The organism is Amycolatopsis sp. NPDC114484 (assembly GCF_055633755.1).
Map to the genome: position 1 here is coordinate 513979 of NZ_JBVKDQ010000003.1, position 22920 is coordinate 536898.

Annotated in this window: 19 protein-coding genes; 5 read left to right on the forward strand and 14 right to left on the reverse strand. The window is 68.0% G+C overall.

Going from position 1 to position 22920, the window contains the following annotated elements:
* Positions 1-158: 158 nt before the first annotated feature.
* The gene (locus tag ACZ7SW_RS11650; protein ID WP_470230343.1) at positions 159-3554 is read right to left on the reverse strand and encodes an aminotransferase class I/II-fold pyridoxal phosphate-dependent enzyme; all 3396 of its coding nucleotides are present in this window, start codon (positions 3552-3554) and stop codon (positions 159-161) included.
* 106 nt (positions 3555-3660) lie between these two features.
* Positions 3661-4602, reverse strand: a complete 942-nt coding sequence (locus ACZ7SW_RS11655) for an NAD-dependent epimerase/dehydratase family protein (RefSeq protein WP_470230344.1) — start codon at positions 4600-4602, stop codon at positions 3661-3663.
* A gap of 265 nt (positions 4603-4867) precedes the next feature.
* On the opposite strand from ACZ7SW_RS11655, the gene ACZ7SW_RS11660 reads away from it, so the two are divergent.
* On the forward strand, positions 4868-5998 hold the full coding sequence (locus ACZ7SW_RS11660; RefSeq protein WP_470230345.1) for an MAB_1171c family putative transporter: 1131 nt from the start codon (positions 4868-4870) through the stop codon (positions 5996-5998).
* Here ACZ7SW_RS11660 and ACZ7SW_RS11665 read toward each other — a convergent pair.
* The 5 genes from ACZ7SW_RS11665 to ACZ7SW_RS11685 all read right to left on the reverse strand — a co-directional run bounded on the left by ACZ7SW_RS11665 (position 5980) and on the right by ACZ7SW_RS11685 (position 9166).
* Entirely contained in the window at positions 5980-6618 is a 639-nt protein-coding gene (locus ACZ7SW_RS11665) for a DUF998 domain-containing protein (RefSeq protein ID WP_470230346.1), read from the reverse strand. The genes ACZ7SW_RS11660 and ACZ7SW_RS11665 overlap by 19 nt on opposite strands.
* 81 nt (positions 6619-6699) lie before the next feature.
* Positions 6700-7008 (reverse strand): thioredoxin, encoded by a 309-nt coding sequence (gene trxA, locus ACZ7SW_RS11670; RefSeq protein WP_470230347.1) that lies wholly within the window; start codon positions 7006-7008, stop codon positions 6700-6702.
* Positions 7008-7397, reverse strand: a complete 390-nt coding sequence (locus ACZ7SW_RS11675) for a MerR family transcriptional regulator (protein ID WP_470230348.1) — start codon at positions 7395-7397, stop codon at positions 7008-7010. Before ACZ7SW_RS11675 ends, trxA begins: the two co-directional genes overlap by 1 nt.
* A gap of 29 nt (positions 7398-7426) precedes the next feature.
* Positions 7427-8626 (reverse strand): FAD-dependent monooxygenase, encoded by a 1200-nt coding sequence (locus tag ACZ7SW_RS11680; RefSeq protein ID WP_470230349.1) that lies wholly within the window; start codon positions 8624-8626, stop codon positions 7427-7429.
* An 84-nt stretch (positions 8627-8710) separates the two neighbouring features.
* A complete protein-coding gene (locus tag ACZ7SW_RS11685) occupies positions 8711-9166 on the reverse strand; it encodes a MarR family winged helix-turn-helix transcriptional regulator (protein ID WP_470230350.1) in 456 nt (151 codons plus the stop codon).
* A gap of 55 nt (positions 9167-9221) precedes the next feature.
* Between ACZ7SW_RS11685 and ACZ7SW_RS11690 the strand changes: the two genes are divergently transcribed.
* Positions 9222-10037, forward strand: a complete 816-nt coding sequence (locus ACZ7SW_RS11690; protein ID WP_470230351.1) for a class I SAM-dependent methyltransferase — start codon at positions 9222-9224, stop codon at positions 10035-10037.
* Between the two features lie 80 nt (positions 10038-10117).
* A complete protein-coding gene (locus tag ACZ7SW_RS11695) occupies positions 10118-11602 on the forward strand; it encodes an alpha/beta hydrolase (protein WP_470230352.1) in 1485 nt (494 codons plus the stop codon).
* A gap of 60 nt (positions 11603-11662) precedes the next feature.
* On the opposite strand, the gene ACZ7SW_RS11700 is transcribed toward ACZ7SW_RS11695, so the two are convergent.
* The 3 genes from ACZ7SW_RS11700 to ACZ7SW_RS11710 all read right to left on the reverse strand — a co-directional run bounded on the left by ACZ7SW_RS11700 (position 11663) and on the right by ACZ7SW_RS11710 (position 14225).
* Entirely contained in the window at positions 11663-12070 is a 408-nt protein-coding gene (locus ACZ7SW_RS11700; protein WP_470230353.1) for a hypothetical protein, read from the reverse strand.
* 112 nt (positions 12071-12182) lie between these two features.
* Positions 12183-13571 carry an aspartate aminotransferase family protein gene (locus tag ACZ7SW_RS11705; RefSeq protein ID WP_470230354.1) on the reverse strand — a complete coding sequence of 463 codons (1389 nt, stop codon included), beginning with the start codon at positions 13569-13571 and terminating at the stop codon, positions 12183-12185.
* Positions 13572-13739: 168 nt separating this feature from the next.
* Positions 13740-14225, reverse strand: coding sequence for an Lrp/AsnC family transcriptional regulator (locus ACZ7SW_RS11710; protein ID WP_470230355.1), 486 nt, complete (start codon positions 14223-14225; stop codon positions 13740-13742).
* A 188-nt stretch (positions 14226-14413) separates the two neighbouring features.
* Here ACZ7SW_RS11710 and ACZ7SW_RS11715 point away from each other — a divergent pair, with 188 nt between their 5' ends.
* Positions 14414-15784 carry an APC family permease gene (locus ACZ7SW_RS11715; RefSeq protein ID WP_470230356.1) on the forward strand — a complete coding sequence of 457 codons (1371 nt, stop codon included), beginning with the start codon at positions 14414-14416 and terminating at the stop codon, positions 15782-15784.
* A gap of 327 nt (positions 15785-16111) precedes the next feature.
* Here ACZ7SW_RS11715 and rho read toward each other — a convergent pair whose 3' ends face one another.
* The 4 genes from rho to ACZ7SW_RS11735 form a co-directional block, all read right to left on the reverse strand.
* The gene (rho, locus tag ACZ7SW_RS11720) at positions 16112-17179 is read right to left on the reverse strand and encodes a transcription termination factor Rho (protein WP_470230357.1); all 1068 of its coding nucleotides are present in this window, start codon (positions 17177-17179) and stop codon (positions 16112-16114) included.
* Positions 17180-17503: 324 nt separating this feature from the next.
* Positions 17504-18268, reverse strand: a complete 765-nt coding sequence (locus ACZ7SW_RS11725) for an ArsR/SmtB family transcription factor (RefSeq protein ID WP_470230358.1) — start codon at positions 18266-18268, stop codon at positions 17504-17506.
* 107 nt (positions 18269-18375) lie between these two features.
* Entirely contained in the window at positions 18376-19830 is a 1455-nt protein-coding gene (locus ACZ7SW_RS11730) for a M81 family metallopeptidase (protein WP_470230359.1), read from the reverse strand.
* Entirely contained in the window at positions 19827-20972 is a 1146-nt protein-coding gene (locus ACZ7SW_RS11735; protein WP_470230360.1) for an ROK family protein, read from the reverse strand. Before ACZ7SW_RS11735 ends, ACZ7SW_RS11730 begins: the two co-directional genes overlap by 4 nt.
* A gap of 150 nt (positions 20973-21122) precedes the next feature.
* Between ACZ7SW_RS11735 and ACZ7SW_RS11740 the strand changes: the two genes are divergently transcribed.
* Positions 21123-22919 carry a peptide ABC transporter substrate-binding protein gene (locus ACZ7SW_RS11740; protein ID WP_470230361.1) on the forward strand — a complete coding sequence of 599 codons (1797 nt, stop codon included), beginning with the start codon at positions 21123-21125 and terminating at the stop codon, positions 22917-22919.
* The last annotated feature ends 1 nt before the right edge of the window (position 22920 follow it).

Consider the following 22920-nt stretch of genomic DNA (forward strand, 5'->3'; position numbering starts at 1 on the left):
CGGGCGCTGAGAGAAAAAACGCGGACAGCCTGCACCACCAAACAAATCTTTCCCGCCTTGACAAGCACCCCCGCGCCGTAGTCACAATCAAGCTTCGGGGTGCCCCACGCAACAACGAGGCGCGATGTCGCCGCCAGGCGACGAGCTACCCCACGGACTCACCCAGCCCGCAACCCAGCCAACTCCGCCCCCACCACCCCCACCGCATACCGCAACTGATCCTCCCGATGCTCGCTAGTAATAAAGAACCTCAACCGAGCCTGCTCCTCCTCCACCGCCGGATACAGAATCGGATCCACCACGACCCCCCGCTCATACAACGCCGAAGCCAACCTCAACGTCACCTCCGACCCCCCAACCACACAAGGCACGATCGGCGTCCCCCCAGCCGCCCCAGTAGGCAACCCGACCGCCGTGGCCAACTCCAAGAACAACCGGGAATTATCCCGCAACCGCACCAACCTCTCCGGCTCCTCCCGCAAAACCCGCAACGCCGCAAGGGAAGCCGCAGCGTTAGCCGGAGTAATCCCCACGCTGTAAACAAACCCGGGCAACGAATACCGCAGCCACCGCACCACCCGAGCCGACCCGGCGAGATACCCCCCGCACCCGGCCAGCGACTTCGACAACGTCCCCATCCAAAGATCAACCCCGGCACGATCAACCGCGAAGTGATCCCCGACCCCGGCCCCCCGAGGCCCCATCGTGCCAATACTGTGCGCCTCATCGACCATCAGCAACGCCCCATAACGCCGCTTAAGTTCAATCAGCGCAGGCAAATCCGCGACGTCACCGTCCATGCTGTACACGCCTTCGACCACAATCAGCACCCGCCGGAACCGCGACCGAGACCGACGCAACACGTCCTCCAGCCGTGCTGTGTCATTGTGCGGAAACGGTTGCCGCGTAGCCCCGGACAGCGCACAGCCCTGCAGAATGCTGTCGTGCGCCAGCGAATCATGCACGATCAGATCGCCCGGCCCCACCACATGCCCGATCGCCCCGACATTCGTCGCATGCCCGCTCACCAGCACCAGACTGTCCTCGACCCCGAGAAACGCGGCGAGCTCCGTTTCCAAGTCACGCGACAGATCCCGGTCCCCGGCGAGCAACCGGCTGCCGGACACCGAAGTCCCATACCGCTCGACAGCCTCATGCACCGCCGCGGTCACCGCAGGATGCCCGGCCAGCCCGAGATAGTTGTAGCTGGAGAAGGACAAATACTCGCGACCGGACACCGACGTCGTGGCATCCATCCGCCCCTGATGCTTGCGGAAGTACGGATTCGGCACCCCGAGATCGTCGAATTCCTTCAGCCGCGCCTCGATCGCCGCCGCCTCCGGGAACTCCTCGATCGCCGCGCTAGCCAGATCCCACACCGGTTCCGGTGCGGCCGGCACCGGAGCGGAAGGTGCCAAAACCGTTGCGGGAGCGAGCATCCCGGCCACCGCGCCCACCGTCAGCGCACCCGACTGCTCGACCTCCAACGGCAAGCCCGGGAACCGCTTGCGCAGCCGGCCTTCCAGCTCGGTGAGCATCAGCGAATCGAACCCGAGGTCGTCCACGAGCAACTGTCCGGCATACAGCTCGTTGACCGGAAACGCTGTCGTCCGCGCGACTTCTTCGAGCACGACCGCCAGCACATCCCGCGCGGACGTCGTCTCCTCCGGTTCCTCGACCGGCACCGCAGTGGCCCCCAGCGGCTCCAACGTCTGCGCCTTGGCGAGCTTCGCGTCGTCGACGACCCAGTGCCGTCGCGGGCTGAGCGGGCTCGGCGGCAACGTGCAACGCGGCAGGCCGTCCGTGACCGGTCGCAGCCCGACACCGGTCACCGCACGCGAAGCCAGCTCAGCCGGGGTGCCGTCCTCGACCGATTCCTCCCCCGGTGACACGATGCCCGCGAACACGCCGGGAAGCAGCTCGCCGCTCTGCCCGGATTCGAGCGCGACCGACGCGGTGACGAGCTTGGAAACCGCGTCAGCGACGTCGTCCGCGGCCACCGCGAGCCGCTCCGGAAAGAGCGTCCGGCGGGCGAGGGTGCCCGCGACGGCGGCCAGCGGCGGATTCTCCCTGCCGAGCGTGTCAGCCATCTCCCGGGCGTGCCGAGCCAGCCCGGTCCGGTCCCGCGCGGTGAGCAGCAACAGCCGCGGCGTCTCGGCGGACGAAGTTTCCCGCGCCGCCTCCTCAAGCACCACATGCACATTCGAGCCGCCGAAACCGAACGCGCTCACTCCGGCCCGGCGCGGTCCGGCGCTGTCCCACGGCGTGAGCTGCCCGGCCACCCGCAGCCCGGCTTCCCGCAGCGGCAGATGGTCCGCCTGCTCGAAATCCGGCTGCGGCAGAATCTGTCCCTTGTGGACGGACAAAATGGACTTGATCAGGCCGGCGATCCCCGCGGTGCCAAGGGAATGCCCGACCACCGACTTCGCCGCACCGAGATACGCCGGTTCGTCCGCGCCGCGGCGCAGCTCCGTCAACGCGCTGATCTCCACGTCGTCGCCGACCGCGGTCGCGGTGCCGTGCGCCTCCAGGAAACCGACCGACGCCGGATCGACCCCGGCGTCCTCGTAGGCCCGCCGCAGCGCCCGCAACTGGCCGGATTCCTGCGGCATCATGCCGCCCTTCACCGTGCCGTCATTGGACAATCCGACGCCGCGGATCACCGCGTACACCCGGTCCCCCGCCGCTCGTGCGTCCGCGAGCCGGCGCAGCACCAGGACGCCCGCCCCCTCGCCGAGCACGAATCCGTCGGCCCGGCGGTCGAACGGACGGCATTCGCCGGTGCGCGAGATCGCGCCGATCCGGCACAGCCCCACGAACAGGTCCGGGGTCAGGACCAGCTGCGCGCCGCCGGCGACGGCGATCCGGCACCGGCCCGCCCGCAGCGCGAACACCGCGTTCGCCACCGCGGTCAGCCCGCCGGAGCAGGCCGAATCGAGCACGTAGCTCTCCCCGTGCAGGTCGAAGACGTTGCTGATCGAACTCGGCCCCATGTTGAGCAGCAGCCCGGCCATCGCGGTGGCGTGCAGGCCGCTGACCGCGGACGCCGCCTCGGCCATCGCCGGATCCCCCGCCCGGCCGAACTCGCCGCCGATCAGCTGTTTCAGCCGCAGATGCAGCGTGCTCAGATCGCGGTAGCCGCTGTCACTGAGCGACATGATCACCGACGTGTCGTCGCGGTCGAACCCCCCGGCCTCCCATCCCGCGTCCTGCAGCGCTTCGCGGGTCAGGTCGACCAGCAGCCGGTGCTGCGGGTCGAGCGATTTGGCCCGTCGCGGCGGGATCTTGTAGTGCCCCGCGTCGAAGTCCCCGACGTCCTCCAGCAGCGCCATCCGGTCGGAGTAGACCGCGGTGCTGTCCCGGAAATCGTCGTTGTAGAACGCTTCGCGCCGCCACCGCGAATCCGGCACTCGCCGAAACTGCGGTTTGGGCTCGCTCAGCAGATCCCAGTACTCGTTGACGTTGCGCGCTCCCGGAAAACGGCATCCCATTCCGACAACGGCGATGTCCTGGCTATTTTCGGATTCTTCCCACCCAGATCTCGCAGACCCCATGGCATGACTTCCTCGTGCCGATTCCCACCCAGTCGACACCGAGATTGCCCGTTCTTACCCGGTTTTTCAAGGGCATTGGGCAAGGTGCGGAGGAATGCACAGAAACTCAACTCACGGTAGCCAAGCGATCACGCCACCAGGCCACAGTCGCGGTCGCCTGATCTTTCTCGTCAGCCGGAGTGATATCGAATAAGTCCTGTGCCGCGCGGGAATCCAGGACGAACGGGAGGTCGAACTGGTAGCGGACCTCTCGCAGCTCGCGCAGGATCGGCGACACGAGCGCGCCCGCGTTCAGTAACATTGGGGAAAGGCGTTGCACAGCCACTGGGGGCACTCCGGCGGCCTCGCACAACAGCGCGACCATCACCCGAGCGGACCGCGGCGGACCAGTCGGCGCATGCCACGCCTTGCCCCACGCCTTTTCCTCCCGCGCGGCCGCGACCAGCGTGCGCGCGACATCCGGAAGGTAGCTCCAACTGTGCGGCGCGTCCGGATCGCCGAGTACCTGCACTTTCTTCTGCTGCAGCACGTTCGGCACCACTCGAGCGGCGAGATGGCCGCCGTCGGTCACTCCGGGGCCGAAGAAATCGGAGGCGCGCACCTCGACCATGCGGATCCGGCCCTCGTCGTGCAATGCGCGCAAATGTCCGGACAGCAAAGCCCGGATCCGGCCCTTGGCTCCGGTGGCCGTGAGCGGCAGATTCTCCGTGAGCGGACCGTCGACCGGACCGTAGCCGTACAAATTCCCCAGCGACACCAGCAGCGCGCCGTTCGTTTCGGCCGCGGCGCAGATCGAGTCCCGCAGCGGCGGCCAATCGGTCGCCCACCGATGATACGGCGGGCTCGCGCAACTGTAGATCGCTGTCGCGCCCTTGGTCGCTTCGGTGAGCGCGGCCTGGTCGGCGGCATCGAGCGAGACGCGCTCCAGCCCCGGTTCGTTCTCTCCGGGCGAACGGGTGATCACCCGTACCCGCTCGCCTTGTCCGGCCAGCAAAGCGGCGGTGGCCGCCCCCGCGGGCCCGTGCCCGATCACCACCTGAAGACCCATGGCGACACCCTAGCGAGCAGCGCATCCTGTTGCGGCCGTTCACGACCTGGTCACCCGCCGTTCACTCCGGCGGTCGCCCCAGCGGTTTTCGAGCAGCTCGCGAACACCCGGGATCCACTCGGAATTATCCCAGGCCAGGACCAGTTTTCCGGCCCTAGTTCAGCCCGTTGCCGTGGTGTATGGTCGCCGATCGTGGACAATTCCGCCAAGGCTGCCCCGCACACCGTTCCGCCCACCGGGCACTGACCGCATTCCGGGGGCGCGAGTGAACACCCTGAAGATCATTCTGTTCTCGTTGTCGGCGATCTCCTCGTACGCGGCCTTGCTGTACAAGCTTTTCTCGATGCGCCGCTCGTGGCGCGACCCGGCCTACATCGTGCTGATGACGACGCTGATCCTGCAGTGCGTCACCTTCACCCTCGGCGCGATCTCGCTCAGCATCGGCTCGCTGTTCGGGATACCTAATCTGGCTATCTTGATCTTGCACCTGGCCGCGGTCGCGTACTGCATCAGCGCGCAGCTCCTGCTGATGCTGTGGGCGAATCCCCCGGCGGAAATCCGCACGCCGATCCAGGCGTGGATCGGTTCCGGCGCGGTGCTGTTCGTAGTGCTGACCGTGCTGTTCTTCATCGGCAACAAACCGGGCACCCCGGGCACCGCCTTCGCGGTGGGCAGCAGCGACCCGGTGATCCTCACCTATCTGCTGCTGTTCATCATTTCGCAGGCAGTGCCGTGCGTGACGATCTACCTGCAGTGCCTGCCGTACGCGCGGAGCACGTCGAGGGTGTGGCTGCGCCGGACATTGCGGACGCTCGCGGTCGGCGCGGTGGTGCTGTTCCTCTACTGCGCCACGCGCGCGGTGAACATCGTGAGCCCGGCGCTCGGCTGGCACCTCGGCACGTGGGCGATCGCGCCGTCGGTGTTCAGCGCGCTGGGCATCGTGATCGTGTCGTTCGGGCTGACCATGCCGTCGTGGGGCGAGCACGTGTCGTCGGTCGCGCGGTGGCAGCGAAATTACCGTTCTTATCGCGCGCTCTACCCGCTGTGGCATTCGCTGTACGAATCCTCGCCGGGCATCGCGCTCGAGCCGCCGACCGAGGGCGACACGGATCGGCGCTGGTCCGACCTGCACTACCGGCTGCATCGCCGGGTGATCGAGATCCGCGACGGCTGGCGTGCGCTGCGGCCGTACATGGACCGCGCCGACACCCCGGACGGCGACCAGGCGATCGCCGAGGCGCGCAAGATCCGCCAGGCGCTGGAGGCGAAGACGTCCGGAGTCACTCCGGCGGAAAACCAGGACAACGGCGCGTTCGACGACCACGACGCGAAGACGTTCGCCGCCGAAGTCGCCTGGCTCACCCAGGTTTCGGAGGCTTACGCCAAGCTCGCCTGAGGCTGCGGCTGGTCGCTCAGCAGCGTCTGGCCCTTCGTCAGCCACGCGAAACCGAACGCGAACACCGCGAGCGACTCCAGCCAGAGCGTCGGATGCAAGGCCGCGGTGGCGGCGCTGAAGAACAGGCCGTTGACGACGATCAGCACCAGGCACGCGAGCATCACGATGCCGCACGTCCGGTAGACGGCGTTGCGCGAACGTTTGCGCTTGGTCGGCGCGCCGTCGTCCTTGGTGAACAGGAAGAGACAGAAGAACGCGAGGGTGAGGAAGAAGATCGCGGCGAACACGAGGTGTGCGACGCCGATCGCGTGCTGGGTGGGGGTCGGCGAGGCCGGCTGGGTCGGGAACAGCGCGACGCCGATGCCGGCGATCGCCGCGACGTTCGCCGCGATGTCGTCGACGCGGCCGTAACCGCGGTAGGCGATCAGGAACACGCCGATCGCGCACAAGGTGCCGACGAAGACGTTCCGGAGATCGCTGTAGTAATAGCCGCTCAGCGAGCCGAGCAGACCGCCGCCTTCCAGCAGCTCCTTGCCGACGATCACGACGATCGGCAGCAGGATCCCGAGCACTCCGATGGCGCGGCGCAGGAACAGGTAAGAGCGCACGAAAGCGGTCATGGCACGGCCTTCCCGAAAGTCGTGCACTCTTTGTACCTGCTCCGTCACTCGCCCACCGGGCAAACGGGAAAGGCCACCGGTTCAGCCCAGCAGATTGTCCAGCTCGGCGAGCAATTTCGCCTTCGGCCGGGCGCCGACGAACGACGCCACCGGAGCCCCGTCGCGGAACAGCATCAGCGTGGGCAGGGCCATCACCTGGTAGGCGCGCATGGTTTCGGGGTTTTCGTCGGTATTGATCTCGCGCACGGTGAGGCCCGGCCGTTCCGCGGAGATCTCGGCGAGCACCGGCGCGATCATCCGGCACGGCGGGCACCAGTCCGCGGTGAAGTCGACCAGGACGGGCTGGCTGTGCTCCAGGACGTCGGCGGTGAAGGTGGCGTCGGTCGTCATCAGGACTCCTCGGGGTCGGCACTGCACGGGTCGGCCGGGCGCACGGTGGCGGCGGCGAGCTTGTCGAGCAAGGCGGAGCGAACTGCGGCGAGGTCGCGCATGCAGGCCTCGACCTCTTCCAGCTTTCGCCGGTACACGTCGACCGACGCGGGGCACGCGTCGCCCGCGTCGTGGCCGGTGCGGAGACAGTCGACGAACGGACGGGTGTCGTCGAGGCTGAACCCGACCGTGCGCAGGGTCTGGATTTCGGTGACCAGCCGCAGGTGGTCCTCGTCGTACTCGCGATAGCCGTTCGCCGCGCGCGCCGCCGGGAGCAGGCCCTGCGCCTCGTAGAAGCGCAGAGCCCGCGTGGTGGTCCCGGTCCGCTGGGCCAGTTCGCCGATCCGCATGTCTTCGACGCTAAACCTTGCCGTCAGCGTCAAGGCAAGGCGTGCGCGCGAGGCTGCGGATATTCGCGGAATTTGACCGCGTTCGCCGCGCGGCTGCCCATGTACTCGAAGACGCGGCGGCCGATCGGACCGGTCAGCTTGCGGTACATCTTGTTGCGCTTGTGCAGCTTCTCCTCGGTCGCCGGGACCAGGAAGTCCGCCGAACCGGCTCCGTTGCGCTGCCCGATGCGGGCGGGCTTGCGCAGCCGCTGCTCGTAGCGGGCGAACGCGGTCACGTGGTCGCCGCCGGCCGCGGCGAGTTCCCCGGCCAGGATCTGCGCGCCCATCATCGCGAGTCCGGTGCCGGACCCGCCCGGACCGGCGCACCAGGCGGCGTCGCCGAGCAGCACGACCCGGCCGCGGGACCAGCTGTCGAGCTTGATCTGGCCGACGGTGTCGAAGTACAGGTCAGGCGCGTCGGCGACGGCGGTCAGCAGCTGCGGGAGTTCCCATCCGGCTCCGGCGAAGACCTCGGTGACGATGTCCTTCTGCCGGGCCAGGTCGGGGCGGCCGTAACCGTCCGGGTCGCCGCGGAAGGCGAGGCCGACGGTGACGACCGCCGGGTCGCGGTGGCTGGTGACGATCGCGCCGAGGCCGGGTTCGTTGTAGAGCAGGCCCTCGTGGTCGAGGCGGAGGTGGTTGGGCGCGGTGAAGCCGGCGACGTGGTAGCCGAGGTCCGTGCGGAACTTCGCCTCCGGACCGAACGCGGCCGTCCGCACGCCGGAGTGGATGCCGTCCGCGCCGACGACCAGGTCGAACCGGCGCGGGGCACCGTGGCGGAAGGTGACGTCGACGCCGTAGGCGGTCTCGGTGAGCGAGGTGACCCGGTCGCCGAAGACGTACTCGGTGTAGCCCTTGGTGTGGTCGTAGAGGATGCGGGCGAGGTCGCCGCGGAGGACTTCCAGCTCGCCGTTGGTGAACCCGCTCGGCAGGGTGAAGGCGGGCTGTCCGGACGGGTCGAGCTGCACCTGCTCGCGCACCGCGGTCTCGTGCTCCCGCAGGTCGTCGAGCAGGCCCATCGCTTCGACGAGCTTCATCTGCTCGCCGCGGAAGTCGACGGCCTGCCCGCCCGGCCGCAGCTGCGGCGCGGCCTCCACGACGGTCACCGAATAGCCGTAACGGTGCAGCCAGTAGGCGGCGGACGGGCCCGCGACGCTGGCGCCGGACACGAGAACGGTCTTGCTGGTCATCTCTGCTCCCCTGGGTCGGTAGGCGATGCGGCAAGACTGCGGCGCACCGCTTACCGCGCCCGCACGGAGCGCTGACGATCTCGGTCAGTCCTGTGCGAGCCGGGTGAGCATCCGGGAGAAGACGCGGCCGAGCAGCTCCAGCTCGGGGCCGCTGACCTGGTCGAAGAAATACCGGCGCACGAGTTCGCCGTGCTGGCGCTGCGCCGCCGCGACGGCCGCCCGCCCGGCGTCGGTGAGCCGGACGTTCGCCCCGCGCGCGTCCTCGGTGCAGTTCTCCCGCACGACCAGCCCGCGTTTGCACATCCGGCTCACGTGATGCGACAGCCGGCTGCGATCCCATTCGACGGTCGCGCCGAGTTCCCGCATCCGCAGCACGCCGTCCGGTTCGTTCGCGAGCGGGACGAGGAGGGCGTAGTCGGCTCCGGAGATCCCGGCGTCGCGCTCCAGCTGCCGGTCGAGCGCACTGCCGAGCGCCCGCTGCACGCGCTGGTAGGAACACCAGACCTCGGCCTCGCGCCGATCGGGCACCACGTCCGCCATCCGGCGATTCTACAAAGAGAGGGCGGGATTCCGCGTCGGTGCGTAAGTTGGGAGAGTGACCGGGTCCGCGCGAGAAACCTTCTTTCGAGCCTTCCACGCAAGCCATCCGGCGGTTACCTCGCGCGCGTTCGGCGACGGGCGGAGCGCCGACGGACGGTCGAGTTACGAGCTTCTTCGCGACGAGATCGCCGGTCCCGGGCGCGTGCTCGATGTGGCTTGCGGCGACGGATTCCTGCTCGACCTGCTTGCCGCGGCCGGACACCAGGCGATCGGGGTCGACGTGTCGAGCCCGGATCTGGCTCTTGCCCGGCAGCGTTCGGCGACAGTGGCGGAGGGACGGGCGCAGCAACTGCCGTTCGCGGACCACGCGTTCGATTCCTGCGTGTCGCACATGGCGTTCATGCTGATGACTGACATCGATCAGGCAGCAGCGGAGCTGGCGCAGGTGCTCCGGCCGGGCGGGCAACTCTCGCTCGTCCTCAGCGGCGGGGCGGACGGAGGCGAGGCGCGCGCACTTTTCGGCAAGCTGTTGCGGGAAATCCTCGCCGGCGTACCGCCTGAGCAGCGCTTGCCCCCGCTCGGCGACAAGCGCACCCGGAATCAAGCCGGACTGGACGAAATCCTCGTCCCCGCCGGGTTCGCTCCCGTTCGGTGGCGCACCGAGGAGATCGATTTCAGCGGTTCGCTCGATCAGGTATGGGATTTCGTCTCGGCCGTCTACAACCTCTTTCCGCTGAGCGAATCGGCTTGCCACGCGCTGAAAACCGCCTTCTACGCCGAAGCTCCCGCTCTGACCAGACCCGATGGGCTGATTCCGCTTGCCTTCTCAGTGCATCTGGCCACCACCCGGACCGTCCACATAGGACACTAAACCCGCCCTAGTGGCACCCGTCACCTTCTGGCAAGATCGAGGGCTCTGACGTCTCCAGTTCACGCCGAAGGGGCAGGGCATTGGGTCTGGGCAGGAAACTGGCCGTCGCCACCACCGCGGTCAGCGCGGCGACGGCGTTGTTCACGGCGGCACCGGCAAGCGCCGCGCCCGCGGCGATCGACTGGAAACCCTGTCCTACCGGGCAGGGAGCCGAATGCGGCAAACTCACCGTGCCGCTCGACTGGGACCATCCCGGCGACGGCACGATTCAGCTCGCGCTCGCGCGGCGCAAGGCCACCGATCCCGCGCACCGGATCGGTTCGGTGCTGATGGATCCCGGCGGGCCGGGCGGCGCGGGGGCGGGCGAGGTGCAGAGCGGCTGGACTCTGTCGCCGAAGGTCGCCGCGCGATTCGACACGGTCGGGTTCGATCCGCGCGGGGTCGGGGAAAGCACCGCGATCAAGTGCGGCCTCGACGAGATCACCGCGAAAAACCCGGTGCAGCCGAAGGATTCCGCCGAGTTCCAGCAGCTGCTCGCGTACAACCGCGGGCTCGGCCGCAGCTGCGAGCGCATCACCGGACCGCTCGCCACCCACTCAGACACGCGCGGCGTCGTGCGCGACATGGACGCCATCCGCGCCGCGCTCGGCGACAAAAAACTCACCTACTACGGCGTTTCCTACGGCACGCTGATGGGCCAGCAGTACGCCGAGGCGTACCCGGACCGGGTGCGCGCGCTCGTGCTCGACAGCAACATGGACCACTCCATCCGCAGCACCTGGGAGTTCCTCAAGACGGAAACCCAGGCCACGCAAGAGTTGTTCGAGCAGTTCAGCGACTGGTGCGCTCGGACGACGTCGTGCGCGCTGCACGGCCAGGACGTCAGCGCGGTGACCGCGGACCTGTACGCCCGCGCCGAACGCGGCGAACTCGGCACTCCGGACGACAAACTCGACCCGATGGCGCTGGTCGGCATCTTCGCGCAGAACTTCTACGGCCCCACCTGGGGCAAGCTCGCGCAGAACCTGGTCAGCCTGCGCGACGGGAAGCCGATCGGCTCGGCCTTCGCCAAGGACGACCTCCCCATCCCGAACCCGTTCAACAGCATCTTCTGCTCGGACTGGCGGCTGCCGATCACGTCGTACCCGCAGCTCGACAGCTACCGCCGCGCGCTCACCGACGTGTCGCCCGACCTGCACTTCTCGCCGCTGGGCTGGAGCGCCGCGGCCGGCTGCGCGGGCTGGCCCGCCCCGGTGCGCAATCCGCAGCACCCGCTGTCGGTCCAGCGGGGCGTGCCGATGTTGATGCTGAACAGCCGTTACGACCCGGCCACGCCGTACAGCTGGGCGGTGCGCGCGTCGCAGCAGTCCGGTGCGCCGCTGCTCACCTACGAGGGTTGGGGCCACGGCGCGTACTTCAAGAAGAGCCAGTGCGTCATCGACGCCGCGGACTCGTTCCTGATCGACGGCACGAATCCAGGCCGGGGCAAGCATTGCCCGGCGGTCGAGCCGAGTGTTCAGTCCAGGATGGACGGTCTGCGGCCGCCGGCTACGCAGCCGTACTGACCTAACGGAAAGCGGGGCCCTGATCGGATCAGGGCCCCGCTTTTTCGTGGCTGCGGCGGCTCAGTAGTCGTCACGCCCGGTGAACTGCTGCTCCAGCAGTTCGGCCGAACCGGCGACGAGTTCGAGCGGATCGGTGAACTCGTTGAGGTCGAGGTTCAGCAGCGGCAGCGAATGCCGCAGCACGAGGTGCTCGCCCATCACCACGAGCCCGCCGACCACCAGTGTCTGGCCTACCTCGCTCAGCACGGTGAGCAGATCGACCTCGTCCACCCGGGCGAACGGGGTCGCGATCTGCACCCAGTCCTCGCGCTGGTCGAAAATCTCCCGGGCGATCACCACGACCTGCGCCCGCCCCGTCGTCTCCGCGTCGTCGCCGAACAGGACCCGGATCCGGATTTCGCCCGGGTCGTCCCGGATCACCCGGTAGGTCTGCCTGATGAAGGCGACCAGGTCATTCCACTGCGCCACGCGCTTTCCTCCCGTTGGTAGGCAACGAAGATCAGCGTAGCGGGACCCGGCCGTCCGTGAAGGGAACCTTCACGGACTCTGATTCCCTCAGGGTTCCCCTCACGGACTTCGGTCAGAGCAGTTTCCAGGCCCCGGTCAGTGCGTCGCGGAGGATCTGCTCCATCTCGTCGAACTGCGGCTGGTCGCAGATCAACGGCGGCGACAGCTGGACGACCGGCTCGGCGCGGTCGTCGGCGCGGCAGTAGAGACCGCCCTCGAACAGTGCGTTCGAGAGATAACCGCGCAAAATCCGTTCCGATTCGTCGGCGGTGAAGGTCTCCTTGGTCGCTTTGTCCTTGACGAGTTCGATGCCGTAGAAGAAACCGGTACCGCGCACGTCGCCGACGATCGGCAGATCGGTCAACCGGTCGAGGGTCGCCCGGAAGGCGGTTTCCTTTTCCAGCACATGGCCGTAAAGGTTCTCGCGCTCGATGAGGTCGAGGTTGGCCAGCGCGACCGCGCACGAAACCGGGTGCCCGCCGTAGGTCGAGCCGTGCATGAAGGTCGCCTCGCCGCCGGCGAACGGCTCCATCAGGCGGTCGCTCGCCAGCACCGCGCCGAGCGGCGCGTAACCCGAGGTCAGCCCCTTGGCGGTGGTGATGATGTCGGGCTGGTAGCCGTAGCGCTTGGCCGCGAAGTCGTAGCCGACCCGGCCGAACGCGCAGATCACCTCGTCGGACACCAGCAGCACGTCGTGCTTGTCGCAAATCTCGCGGACCCGCTCGAAATAGCCCGGCGGCGGAACAAAGCAGCCACCGGTGTTCTGCACGGGTTCGAGGAATACCGCGGCGACCGTATCCGCGCCCTCGAATTCGATTGCCTGCTCGATTTGGTCGGCGGCCCATCGCCCGTACGCCTCATAGTCGTCGGCGTGTTCGGGAGCGCGGTAGAAGTTCGTGTTCGGCACGCGCAGAGTACTCGGCACGAGCGGCTCGAAATCGGCCTTCGCACCGGGGATTCCGGTGATGGACAACGCGCCCTGCGACGTGCCGTGATACGCCAGCGCGCGGCTGATCACCTTGTGCTTAGTGGGTTTTCCGGTCAGCTTGAAGTACTGCTTGGCGAGCTTCCACGCCGTTTCCACGGATTCGCCGCCGCTGACAGTGAAGAACACGCGGTTGAGGTCGCCCGGCGAGGCGGCGGCGAGACGCTCGGCCAGTTCGAGCGCGGGCGGGTGCGCATGGCCCCAGAGGGGGAAGTACGCGAGCTGTTTCGTTTGCCGCGCAGCGGCTTCGGCCAGTTCCTCGCGGCCGTGGCCGACCTGCACCGCGAACAGCCCGGCGAGGCCGTCGAGGTAGCGCTTGCCGGTTTCGTCCCAGATGTAGGCGCCCTCGCCGCGCACGATCACCGGGATGTCGGCGGTGTCGGCGCGGCTGTGGCGCGTGAAGTGCAGCCAGAGGTTGTCGCGTGCGGCGGTGCCCGAGCCGGTGGTGATCCCGGCGGGTTCGGCGGTCGTGGTCATGGCTCCTCGAAACGGGCCTCGAAGCTGCCGGCACGCACCGTGGCGTACCGGCCGGACTTCTCGGTTATCGCACGAGCCGACGTCAGTTGGCAAGCGGATCCGTCGTCGATGCCACCCACAACGACTAATTTCATTAGTCTCATCGAGACAGACCTTCGGATTTCGTCGTCACCCGCGGTGCGTGCCCCACTGGTACGACTGTTTCCGCAGCTTGAGGTACACGAGCGTCTCCGCCGTGCGCACTCCGGGCAGCGTGCGGATGCGGTTGGAGATCACGTCGAGCAGCGCCTCGTCGTCGGCGCAGAGCACCTCGCACAGCACGTCGAAGCGGCCGGCGCAGAGCACGACGTACTCGATCTCGTCCATTTCGGCCAGTGCGTCGGCGACCGGATCGAGCGGGCCGTCGACCGTGATCGCGACCATCGCCTGACGGAAAAGCCCGATCTGCAAGGGATCCGACACCGCGACGATCTGGATGACGCCCGAATCGGACAGCCGCTGCACCCGCTGGCGGACCGCCGCCTCGGACAGCCCGACGGCCTTGCCGATCGTCGCGTACGGCCGTCGTCCGTCCTCTTGCAACTGGGCGATGATCTGCTTCGAGATGTCGTCGACCACCGGCGGCGCGGGCCGGTTCGGGTCCTGGCTCTGCATCCGGGGATCATCTCGGGTCGGACCCCGCGCGGGCAACCTGGGACGTGGCGAATGGGCGCCCAGAGTGTCCGGATGGCCCGCCGCCCCCGGTGGTCGACAACGGATTTCGTCGTCTTTCCGGCGTTGACAACGGCAAACCCGTCCTGTTCCATCCGTCGAATTCCAGCGCCGCCGACGGAGGGATCCCCATGCCGCCTCATCCGGTCCCCGTCCAGACCGACACTGCCGCCGGTTCGCCCGCGCCCCGCTCGCTGACCAGATCGATCGGGGTCGGCGGCGGAACCCTGCTGACGCTGAGCTGCGTGACCCCGGCGTCGTCGTTGTTCGTTCTCGTCCCGCCGCTGTTCGGCTCGCTCGGCACCGGCACCGCGCTGGCCATCGGTCTCGCCGTGCTGCTGTGCGTCGGGATCGCGTTCTGCTACTCCGAACTCGGCACGCTGGTGCCGAGTTCGGGTGGCGAGTACGCCATGGTGTCGACGGTGGTCAGCCGGTTCGCCGGATGGATCACCTTCATGCTGTCGTTCATCGTGATCCTCGTGGTGCCGCCGATCATCGCGATCGGAGTGGCCGACTACCTCGCGGTCATCGTGCACGTCGATCCGTCGGTGGCGGGCGCGCTGGTGATGCTGGCGTCGACCGGGATGGGCCTGGTGAACCTGCGCTCGAACGCGTGGCTGACCGGGATCTTCCTGGTGATCGAGGTGGTGGCGATCATCGTGGTGTCCGTGCTCGGGTTCGCGCACGCCGGCCGCCCGGCCGCGGTGCTCGTGCGGCCCAGCCTGGACGGCGTGCACCCGATCGCGCTGGTGTCGGTGATCGCCGGGCTGGCGGTGGCGTTGTTCGTGGTGCAGGGGTTCTCGACCGCGGTGTATCTGGCGGAGGAGATGCGGGAGCCGCACAAAACGGTCTCGCGGACGGTGTTCTGGACCCTCGGCATCAGCGCGGTGGTGATCCTGGTGCCGGTCGTGGCGATCACGCTGGGCGTGCCGGATCTCGCGACGCTCGGGAATCTCGACCTGACCGCGCTCGTGGTGAGCTGGAGCAGTTCGACCTTCGGCACGATCGTGAGCCTGTGCATCGCGGCGGCGATCGTGAACGCGGTGATCGTGATGGTGATCCAGAATTCGCGCGTGCTGTACGCCTCGGGACGGGATCGCGCTTGGCCGGAGCCGGTGAATCGCGCGTTGAGCGTGGTGAGTCCGCGCTTTGGTGCACCGTGGGTGGCGACGCTCGTGGTGGGCGTTTCGGAAGCGGTGCTGTGTTTCGTGCCGGTGGAAACGCTGAGCGGCGTGACCGGGGTGGCCGTGGTCGCGCTGTACCTGGCGATTTCGGTGAGCGTGCTGTGGGCGCGGCGGCCGGCGCATCGGCGGCCGCAGGTGTGGCGGATGCCGGGGTGGCCGGTGGTGCCTGCCGTGGCGGTGCTGGCGCTGGGATATGTGCTGGTGTCGCAGAGCTTGCTGGACCTGGCGATTACCGCTGGCGTGCTGGTGGTTTCGGCCGGGTACTGGTGGGGGTATCTGCGGCGGCGGGCGGATCGGTGGCTGGTGACGATTCCTTGACGCGGGCGCTGGTGAGAATGGGCAGCTCGGCCGGGTGCGTCGCCGCGTTTTCATTCGGCCGGGGTGCCTGTCTCGCTTTGCCGGACGTGGTCAAGCGGTTCGAGCAGGTGGTCTCGCAGGAGCGCGGTCATCTGCTCGGCTGCCGCGGCCATGACCAGCTCCGGGTAGGCCTGGCCTGTCTTGTCGCGGAGGCGGCGGAGCGGTTCCGTTCCGGCAACGGCGGCGAATTCCGCTCAGCCGTCGAGGGAGATTCCGTAGCGGGCGAACGGTTCGCGTCGATGCGGGACATCGCCGCGGTAGGTGAATCCAAGCCGTTCCATCGCCAACTCAGGCGGCCATTGTGGACGGAACGGTCAGCGAGGCATTGACCCGCGCGATGAATTCCGCGTTGGACTTCGTCGTGCGGACCTGTTCCAGGAACTGTTCCGCGGCTCGCTTCGGGTCCTGGGCGGCCAGTGCGCGGCGGACCTCGTTCATCACGGCGAGTTCTCGCGGCGGGACGATCAGTTCGTCACGGCGGGTGCCGGAGCCGAAGAAGTCCACCGCGGGGAAGACCCGGTGATCGGCGAGCATGCGGTCCAGGCGGAGTTCCGAGTTGCCGGTGCTTTTCAGTTCCTCGAAGAACACTGTGTCCGCCAACGAACCCGTGCCCACCAGCGCGGTCGCGATGATGGTCAGCGAGCCGCCGTCCTCGATGTTCCGTGCCGCGCCTAGGATTTTCTTCATCGGGTGCAGCGCGCTGGCGTCAACGCCTCCGGACAGGATTCGGCCGGAGGTGCGGGCTGCCAGGTTGTACGCGCGGCCCAGGCGAGTCAGCGAATCTAGCAGCAGCACGACATCCCGGCCGGTTTCGACCAGGCGTTTCGCGCGTTCCAGAGCCAGTTCGGCGACGGCGGTGTGTTCGGCGGGTTTGCGGTCGAAAGTGGACGCGACTACCTCGCCGTGCACCGAGCGGCTCATGTCCGTCACTTCTTCGGGGCGTTCGTCGGCGAGCAGCACCATCAGGTGCGCCTCCGGGTGGTTGACCGCTACGGCTTGCGCGATCGCTTGCAGCACAGTGGTTTTGCCGGTGCGCGGCGGGGCGACGATCAGCGCGCGCTGGCCTTTGCCCAGCGGTGCGACCAGATCGAGGACGCGCGTGGTGAGCTGGTGCCGGCTGGTTTCGAGGACCAGTCGCTGGTTCGGGTGGATGGGGGTGAGCTTGTCGAAATCGGGACGCTTTTCTCCGGGCGGACGGCCGTTGACCGAGACGAGTTCGCCGTCGTCGAGGACGAGTTCGTCGCCGCGGCGCAGGCCGTGGGTGCGGATGAGCGAGAGCGGCACGGACGGGCCGCCGGGGGCGTAGCCCAGCGCGGCGGTCTTGCCGTGGATGTCGAGAATTCCTTGCTGTGTCATGGTTTGTGGCTCCTTGAGCAGTGACAGTCGACGCGAGACGCGGACCGCCGAGTGAGACGAAGCAGGTCAGGCGACGGGCTTCGGGAAAGACGCCGATCCTCGTCGCGTGGACTCACACTGACGGAACGGGCGGAACCCCTGGGCGGCGGGGCCGACTTCCTGGGGTATGCGGTGAGAGTAGCGCATCGGGTCCGGCCGCACAACTGCGCACCGCACGGACTGCGCGCCCAAAAAAGGGCCTCGTGAGCGGCTACCCGGGAAAACCGGCGCTCACAAGGCCCCAACAACGCTGGCCGCGGGTCTATTCCCGGCGGCCCGCGGCGGTCACGGCATCTCCCACGGAGCCCGCGGCAGCACGTGCCCGGTCTCCAGCAGCGACTTCAGGTTCGACAGCACCGCCGCCCAGCCGCCGGACACGTCCTGGTGCGCCTTTTCGTCCGGCAGGTCCTCGTGGGTCACCGTCAGCCGGACGATGCCCTCGTGCTGTTCGATGTCGAACGTCGCGCGGGACGGCTCCTGGTCCTTCGGACCGTTCGGGTCGAACCAGGTGGTGACCAGGCGCTTCGGCGGGACGGCCTCGACGACCTCGCCCTCGACGTCGGCGATCCCGGACCCGTCGGCCCGCACGTGCGCCCACCGCGAACCCTTGTTCCAGTCGGATTCGTTGCGGTGGCCCCAGTACTGCCCGGTCAGCTCGGGATCGGTGAGCGCGTGCCACACCTTCTCCGGCGTGCTCTGAATGTAGGTCACGTACACAAAACTCGGCTTCATGGCTTCCTCTGCTCGACGTTTGACGGCACTGAGCATCCGCAGCCGCGGCTGCTCGAACCGGTCCACCCACCGCTCCTGCATCTCGTGCAGCGGCACCGGATTCAGGTAGTGCAGCTTTTCCCGGCCGCGGCGCACGCTGCTCACCAGATTCGCCGCCTCCAGCACGGCGAGGTGCTGGGTCGCGGACTGCCGCGTCATCTCCAGCCGGCGGCACAGCTCGCCCAGCGTCTGCCCGTTGTCCTCGCGCAGCTGGTCGAGCAGGTACCGGCGGGTCGGATCCGCCAGCGCCTTGAACACTTTGTCCAGGTCGGGTTGCACACTTACAGTAAGGCAGGCAAATGCCTGCCTGTCAAGTCAGCGGGAGTAAATACAGGTCAGCGCCGAGGCGAGTTACTGATCGCCTCGGCGCTGACTACTCAAAGTGTTCAGAAGACCTCAGGAGCGAGGGAAGGGGCCGCCATGTCGGCGTCGAACGGGAACATCGGCCGGACGATGCCGGAGTGGCCCAGCCGGAGCAGGTCCTGGTCGACGCCGCCGGGGGTGAGGGCCAGCAGCCAGTCCGCGGCCATGTCGTACAACTCCGGTTCGAGGTAGCCGATCTTCACGATCACGACGTCCGCCTCGCGCGGGCGCAGGCCGAGCGCGTGGAAGTCGGATTCGAGGTGATACGGCTTGCGGCGCGCGGTCACGATCACCCGCAGACCGCCGACGGCCAGCGCGACCGCGGTTCCGGCGACCGGGTCGTCGGCGTCGATCGCGGCCACCTGCGCGGTGAGCGCGACCGGACCGTGCGGGCCGGAGTCGACTTTTCCGCCCAGTTCCACCGAAATCGTCGCGCCAACGCCAGCCGCTACTGCCGTCTCGACGGCTTCCGGGTCCACAATGGCCGCGTACAAAGTGGTCAGCGGAGAGTCCACAATGGCCGAAGTGTTCAGCAGGACGTCGAGGCTCCACGACGTGTCCCCGGCGCCGCCAGCGGTCGGGTTGTCGCCGGAATCGCTGATGAAGAACGGCCTCGAGGTCGAGGCGACCGCCTGCGTGAGGCATTCCGGCAGGGTGCCGGTCGGGGCGACGAAAGCGAAGTCGTGCCGTGCGTCCCAATAGGACCGCGCCAGGTACTCCGCTTCCTTGGTGATCACCGAAACGTCGTCGCCCATCACCACCACCGCGGCCTGGCAACGTGGCTCGTCGGCCCACGCGTAGCCAACCCAGATCGCTGCGTCCAGGACTCCGTCGAGCGCCTCGACGTCGTCCACCGCCGCGTAAATGCTCTTCGCCGGTTCGAGCCGGGTGCTCGTCTTCTCCCCCGGCAGCAAAACCGGGACCTGGACCCAAGCCTTCTTCGGCCGGCCGCCGGACCGCAGCCGCGACACCAGGTTCCGCGCGGCCCGCTCGCGGGTCTCCCACGCGTCCTCGTGCGGGGCCATCCGGTAGCAGGTGATCAGGTCCAGCGCGGCGACCAGTTCGCGGGAAACGTTGCCGTGCAGGTCCATCGACGCCGACACCAGGACGTCCGGGCCCACGATGGAACGGATCTCCTGCGCGAGCGAAGCCTCCACATCGGACCGGCCGGCCACGCTCATCGCGCCGTGGATGTCGAAGAACAGCCCGTCCAGCTCACCCGCCGAACGCAGCCGGTCCAGGATTTCCCCGGACAGCTCGGCATAAGCCTCCTCGGTGACCGCACCGCCCGGAAGCGACCTGGCGTCGACCAGCGGTACCCATTCCACCTCGGAAGCCCAGTCCGCGTCGAGAAAGTCGTAGCGGGCCAGCAAATCGTCGCCGCGCGAGACGCGGAAGTCGTCCACAGTGGATCGATGCGGCGAAAACGTACTCGATTCGATGGCGATTCCGGTGATCCCGACCCGCAGCTTCTTCATCGTCCACTCCGTTTGATCGCTTGCTCGAACACCGCGTCCAGCGCGAGCGCGCCCGCGCCGTAAAGCCCCGCGTCCGCACCGAAACGCACCCGGTCGATCCGCAGTTCCCTGGTAGCCAAGGGAAGACACCGTTCGTACAGCGCACCGCGCACGGCCGCGACGAACGCTTCCGAACCGGACAGCGCGCCGCCGAGCAGCACTTCGTCCGGGTTGCTGAAGTTGACCACCGTGGCCAACACTTCCCCGAGCCGCAGCCCGGCGCGCCGCACGGCCGTGGTCGCTTCGGGATGCCCGTCCTCGGCGGTGGCCATCACCTGCGCAGTGGTCTCCAGCTTCAATCCCTGCGCCTGCAACTGTCCAACGAGTGCGGCACCGCTGGCCACCACTTCCAGACAGCCGCGATTCCCGCAGGTGCACGGCTGATCCTCAGCCGCGGGCACGCGCACGTGGCTGATGTCGCCCGCGACCCCGGCCCGGCCGCGATAAAGCTCGCCGCCCAGCACGATTCCGGACCCGATGCCGGTACCGGCTTTCACGACCAGCAACGTGCGGCCGGGCGCGCCGGACACGGATTCGCCCAGCGCCAGCATGTTCGCGTCGTTGTCCACGACCACCGGCAGTTCGAAGTGTTCCGCCAGCGCTTCCCGCACCGCGAAACCGCGCCAGCCGGGCATCCGCGAGGGCAGCGTGATGGTGCCCGCGTTGACATCGACCGGACCAGGGAACGCGACGCCGACACCGAGCGCGCGGCCCGGACAATCCGCGCCCGCCATCACATCGCGCACCGCGGCCGCGAGCCCGGCGACCAGTTCGCGCGGCTCCTGGCTGATGTCCAGCGGCCGTTCGTGCACCTCCAGCAGATTGCCCGCGATGTCGAGCGCGCCGATCCGCACGTGCCGGGAGCCGACGTCGGCGGCCCAGACGTGGCCGAACTCCGCGTTGACCGACAGCAGCTTCGGCCGCCGTCCGCCCGCGGACCGGCCCTCGCCGGACTCGCTCAGCACCCCGGCGGACATCAGCGCCTGCGTGCGCACCGACACCGTCGATTGCGGCAGCCCGAGCGCTCGCGCCAGGTCCATGCGCGACGTCGCGTGGCCGTGCGCGACCAGCCACAACAGCCGCAGCGGTCCGGCCGGATCCACCGCGTCACCTCTTTCATCAAGATTGATGTAACTAAACCGTTCGACAGGACTCTTGGCATTTCCCGTCTCTCGTGCAAGATTACCCGACAGCCAGGACGCGGCATACCACCTGGCAACGGTCTTTAATCAGAGTTGTTGGAAGTGATGCGAATGGCTCGACGCCCGTGGCGCGCCGCGCTCGGGGTCACGCTCGCCGCCGCGCTGGCGTTGTCCGGCTGCGCGGCGAGCCGGGAACCCCACGGCGGCGGTTCCGGCACCCCGAAAACCGGCGGCACCGTGCGGTTCGCGCTGCCCCCGTCGGCGACGCCGAACTGGATCATGCCGCTCTCGATCCCCGGCTACGGCGGGTCGTACAACGGCATGATCCGGTCGACCATGTACGTGCCGCTGTACAGCTACGACGGCGGTTCCGGCTCGGTCAACCTCGACGACGCCGCGAGCGCCGCGAACGTGCCGAGCTACTCCCCCGACGGCAAGACCGTGACCATCACGCTCAAGCCGCTGACGTGGTCCACCGGCGAGCCGCTGACCAGCCGGGACGTCGAGTTCTGGCTCAACCTCGCCCGGGCGGGCAAGGACAACTGGGGCAAGTACTCGAAGGGCTCGATCCCGGACAGCATCACCGGATTCCACGCCGTGGACGACCGCACCTTCACGTTCACCCTGGACAAGGCGTACAACCCCGACTGGTTCACCGCCAACCAGCTCAGCCTGATCGTCCCGATGCCCCGCGCGTGGGACCGCACGAGCGCCGCAGGGCCGGTCGGCGACCACGACCGCACCCCGGACGGCGCGAAACAGGTCTTCGATTTCCTGGTCAGCCAAGCGAAACAGCTCGGCACGTACGCGACGAATCCACTGTGGAAGGTCGTGAACGGACAGTTCACGCTGGCCGGGTTCACCACGTCCGGCGAGGTGACGCTGCGGAAGAACCCGAAGTACACCGGACCGGACCCGGCGAAGCTCGACACCGTCCGGTTCCTGACCTTCACCAGTCCGTCGGCGGAGTACAACGTGCTCCGCGCCGGCGGCATCGACTACGGCTACCTGCCGACGTCGAACCTCGGCCAGCGCTCGAAGCTGGAGGAGCAGGGCTACCGGGTCGAACCGTGGAACGGCTGGTCCATCACGTACTCGCCGTACAACTTCAACAATCCCAAGCTGGGCAAGGTGTTCTCCCAGCTGTATGTGCGGCAGGCGATCCAGCACGCGGTCGACCAGGACGCCATCACGTCGGTGATCTGGCGCGGCGCGGCCCGCGTCGGCTACGGCCCGGTCCCGCAGGACAACGACACGAAGTACTTGTCCCCCAAGCAAAAGACCAATCCGTATCCGTTCGACTTGAACAAGTCGAAGCAGCTGCTCGCCGACCACGGCTGGAAACCCGGCTCCGACGGCGTCCTCCTCTGCACGGACACCAAACTGTGCGGCGAAGGCATCGCCGAGGGCACCCGGCTGTCGCTGACCATGCTGACCGAATCCGGTTCCGACGAAACCGACGGCACCATGCAGGAGCTGCGCTCGGAGCTGTCGAAGGTCGGCATCGAGATGAAGATCAACGCGCAGCCGCTGAACACCGTGCTGGCCAACGGAACCACGTGCAAACCGGAGGACCCTTCGTGCAGCTGGCAGCTGTCCTACTTCGGCACGCAGGGCAGCTGGTACTTCTCGGCGAACCCGAGCGGCGAGGAGCTGTTCGCGACCGGCGCGGGCACGAACTTCGGCGGCTACACCGATCCGAAGGCGGACAAGCTGATCGCGGCCACCAACCTGGCGAGGGACGACCGGGCGATGCTCGACTACAGCGCCTACCTGGCCGAACAACTTCCCGTGCTGTGGCTGCCGAATCCGCCGTATCAGGTGTCGGCGATCGACACCGCGCTGCACGGCGTGACCCAGGACCCGATGGCCGGGCTGCTTCCGCAACGCTGGTTCTGGACGAGGTGAG

Coding starts and splice junctions, on each gene's coding strand:
- ACZ7SW_RS11650 (WP_470230343.1), bottom strand. CDS start 3,554: ATGGGGTCTGCGAGATCTGGGTGGGAAGAATCCGAAAATAGCCAGGAC.
- ACZ7SW_RS11655 (WP_470230344.1), bottom strand. CDS start 4,602: ATGGGTCTTCAGGTGGTGATCGGGCACGGGCCCGCGGGGGCGGCCACC.
- ACZ7SW_RS11665 (WP_470230346.1), bottom strand. CDS start 6,618: ATGACCGCTTTCGTGCGCTCTTACCTGTTCCTGCGCCGCGCCATCGGA.
- trxA (WP_470230347.1), bottom strand. CDS start 7,008: ATGACGACCGACGCCACCTTCACCGCCGACGTCCTGGAGCACAGCCAG.
- ACZ7SW_RS11675 (WP_470230348.1), bottom strand. CDS start 7,397: ATGCGGATCGGCGAACTGGCCCAGCGGACCGGGACCACCACGCGGGCT.
- ACZ7SW_RS11680 (WP_470230349.1), bottom strand. CDS start 8,626: ATGACCAGCAAGACCGTTCTCGTGTCCGGCGCCAGCGTCGCGGGCCCG.
- ACZ7SW_RS11685 (WP_470230350.1), bottom strand. CDS start 9,166: ATGGCGGACGTGGTGCCCGATCGGCGCGAGGCCGAGGTCTGGTGTTCC.
- ACZ7SW_RS11705 (WP_470230354.1), bottom strand. CDS start 13,571: ATGACCACGACCGCCGAACCCGCCGGGATCACCACCGGCTCGGGCACC.
- ACZ7SW_RS11710 (WP_470230355.1), bottom strand. CDS start 14,225: ATGCAGAGCCAGGACCCGAACCGGCCCGCGCCGCCGGTGGTCGACGAC.
- ACZ7SW_RS11715 (WP_470230356.1), top strand. CDS start 14,414: ATGCCGCCTCATCCGGTCCCCGTCCAGACCGACACTGCCGCCGGTTCG.
- rho (WP_470230357.1), bottom strand. CDS start 17,179: ATGACACAGCAAGGAATTCTCGACATCCACGGCAAGACCGCCGCGCTG.
- ACZ7SW_RS11730 (WP_470230359.1), bottom strand. CDS start 19,830: ATGAAGAAGCTGCGGGTCGGGATCACCGGAATCGCCATCGAATCGAGT.
- ACZ7SW_RS11740 (WP_470230361.1), top strand. CDS start 21,123: ATGGCTCGACGCCCGTGGCGCGCCGCGCTCGGGGTCACGCTCGCCGCC.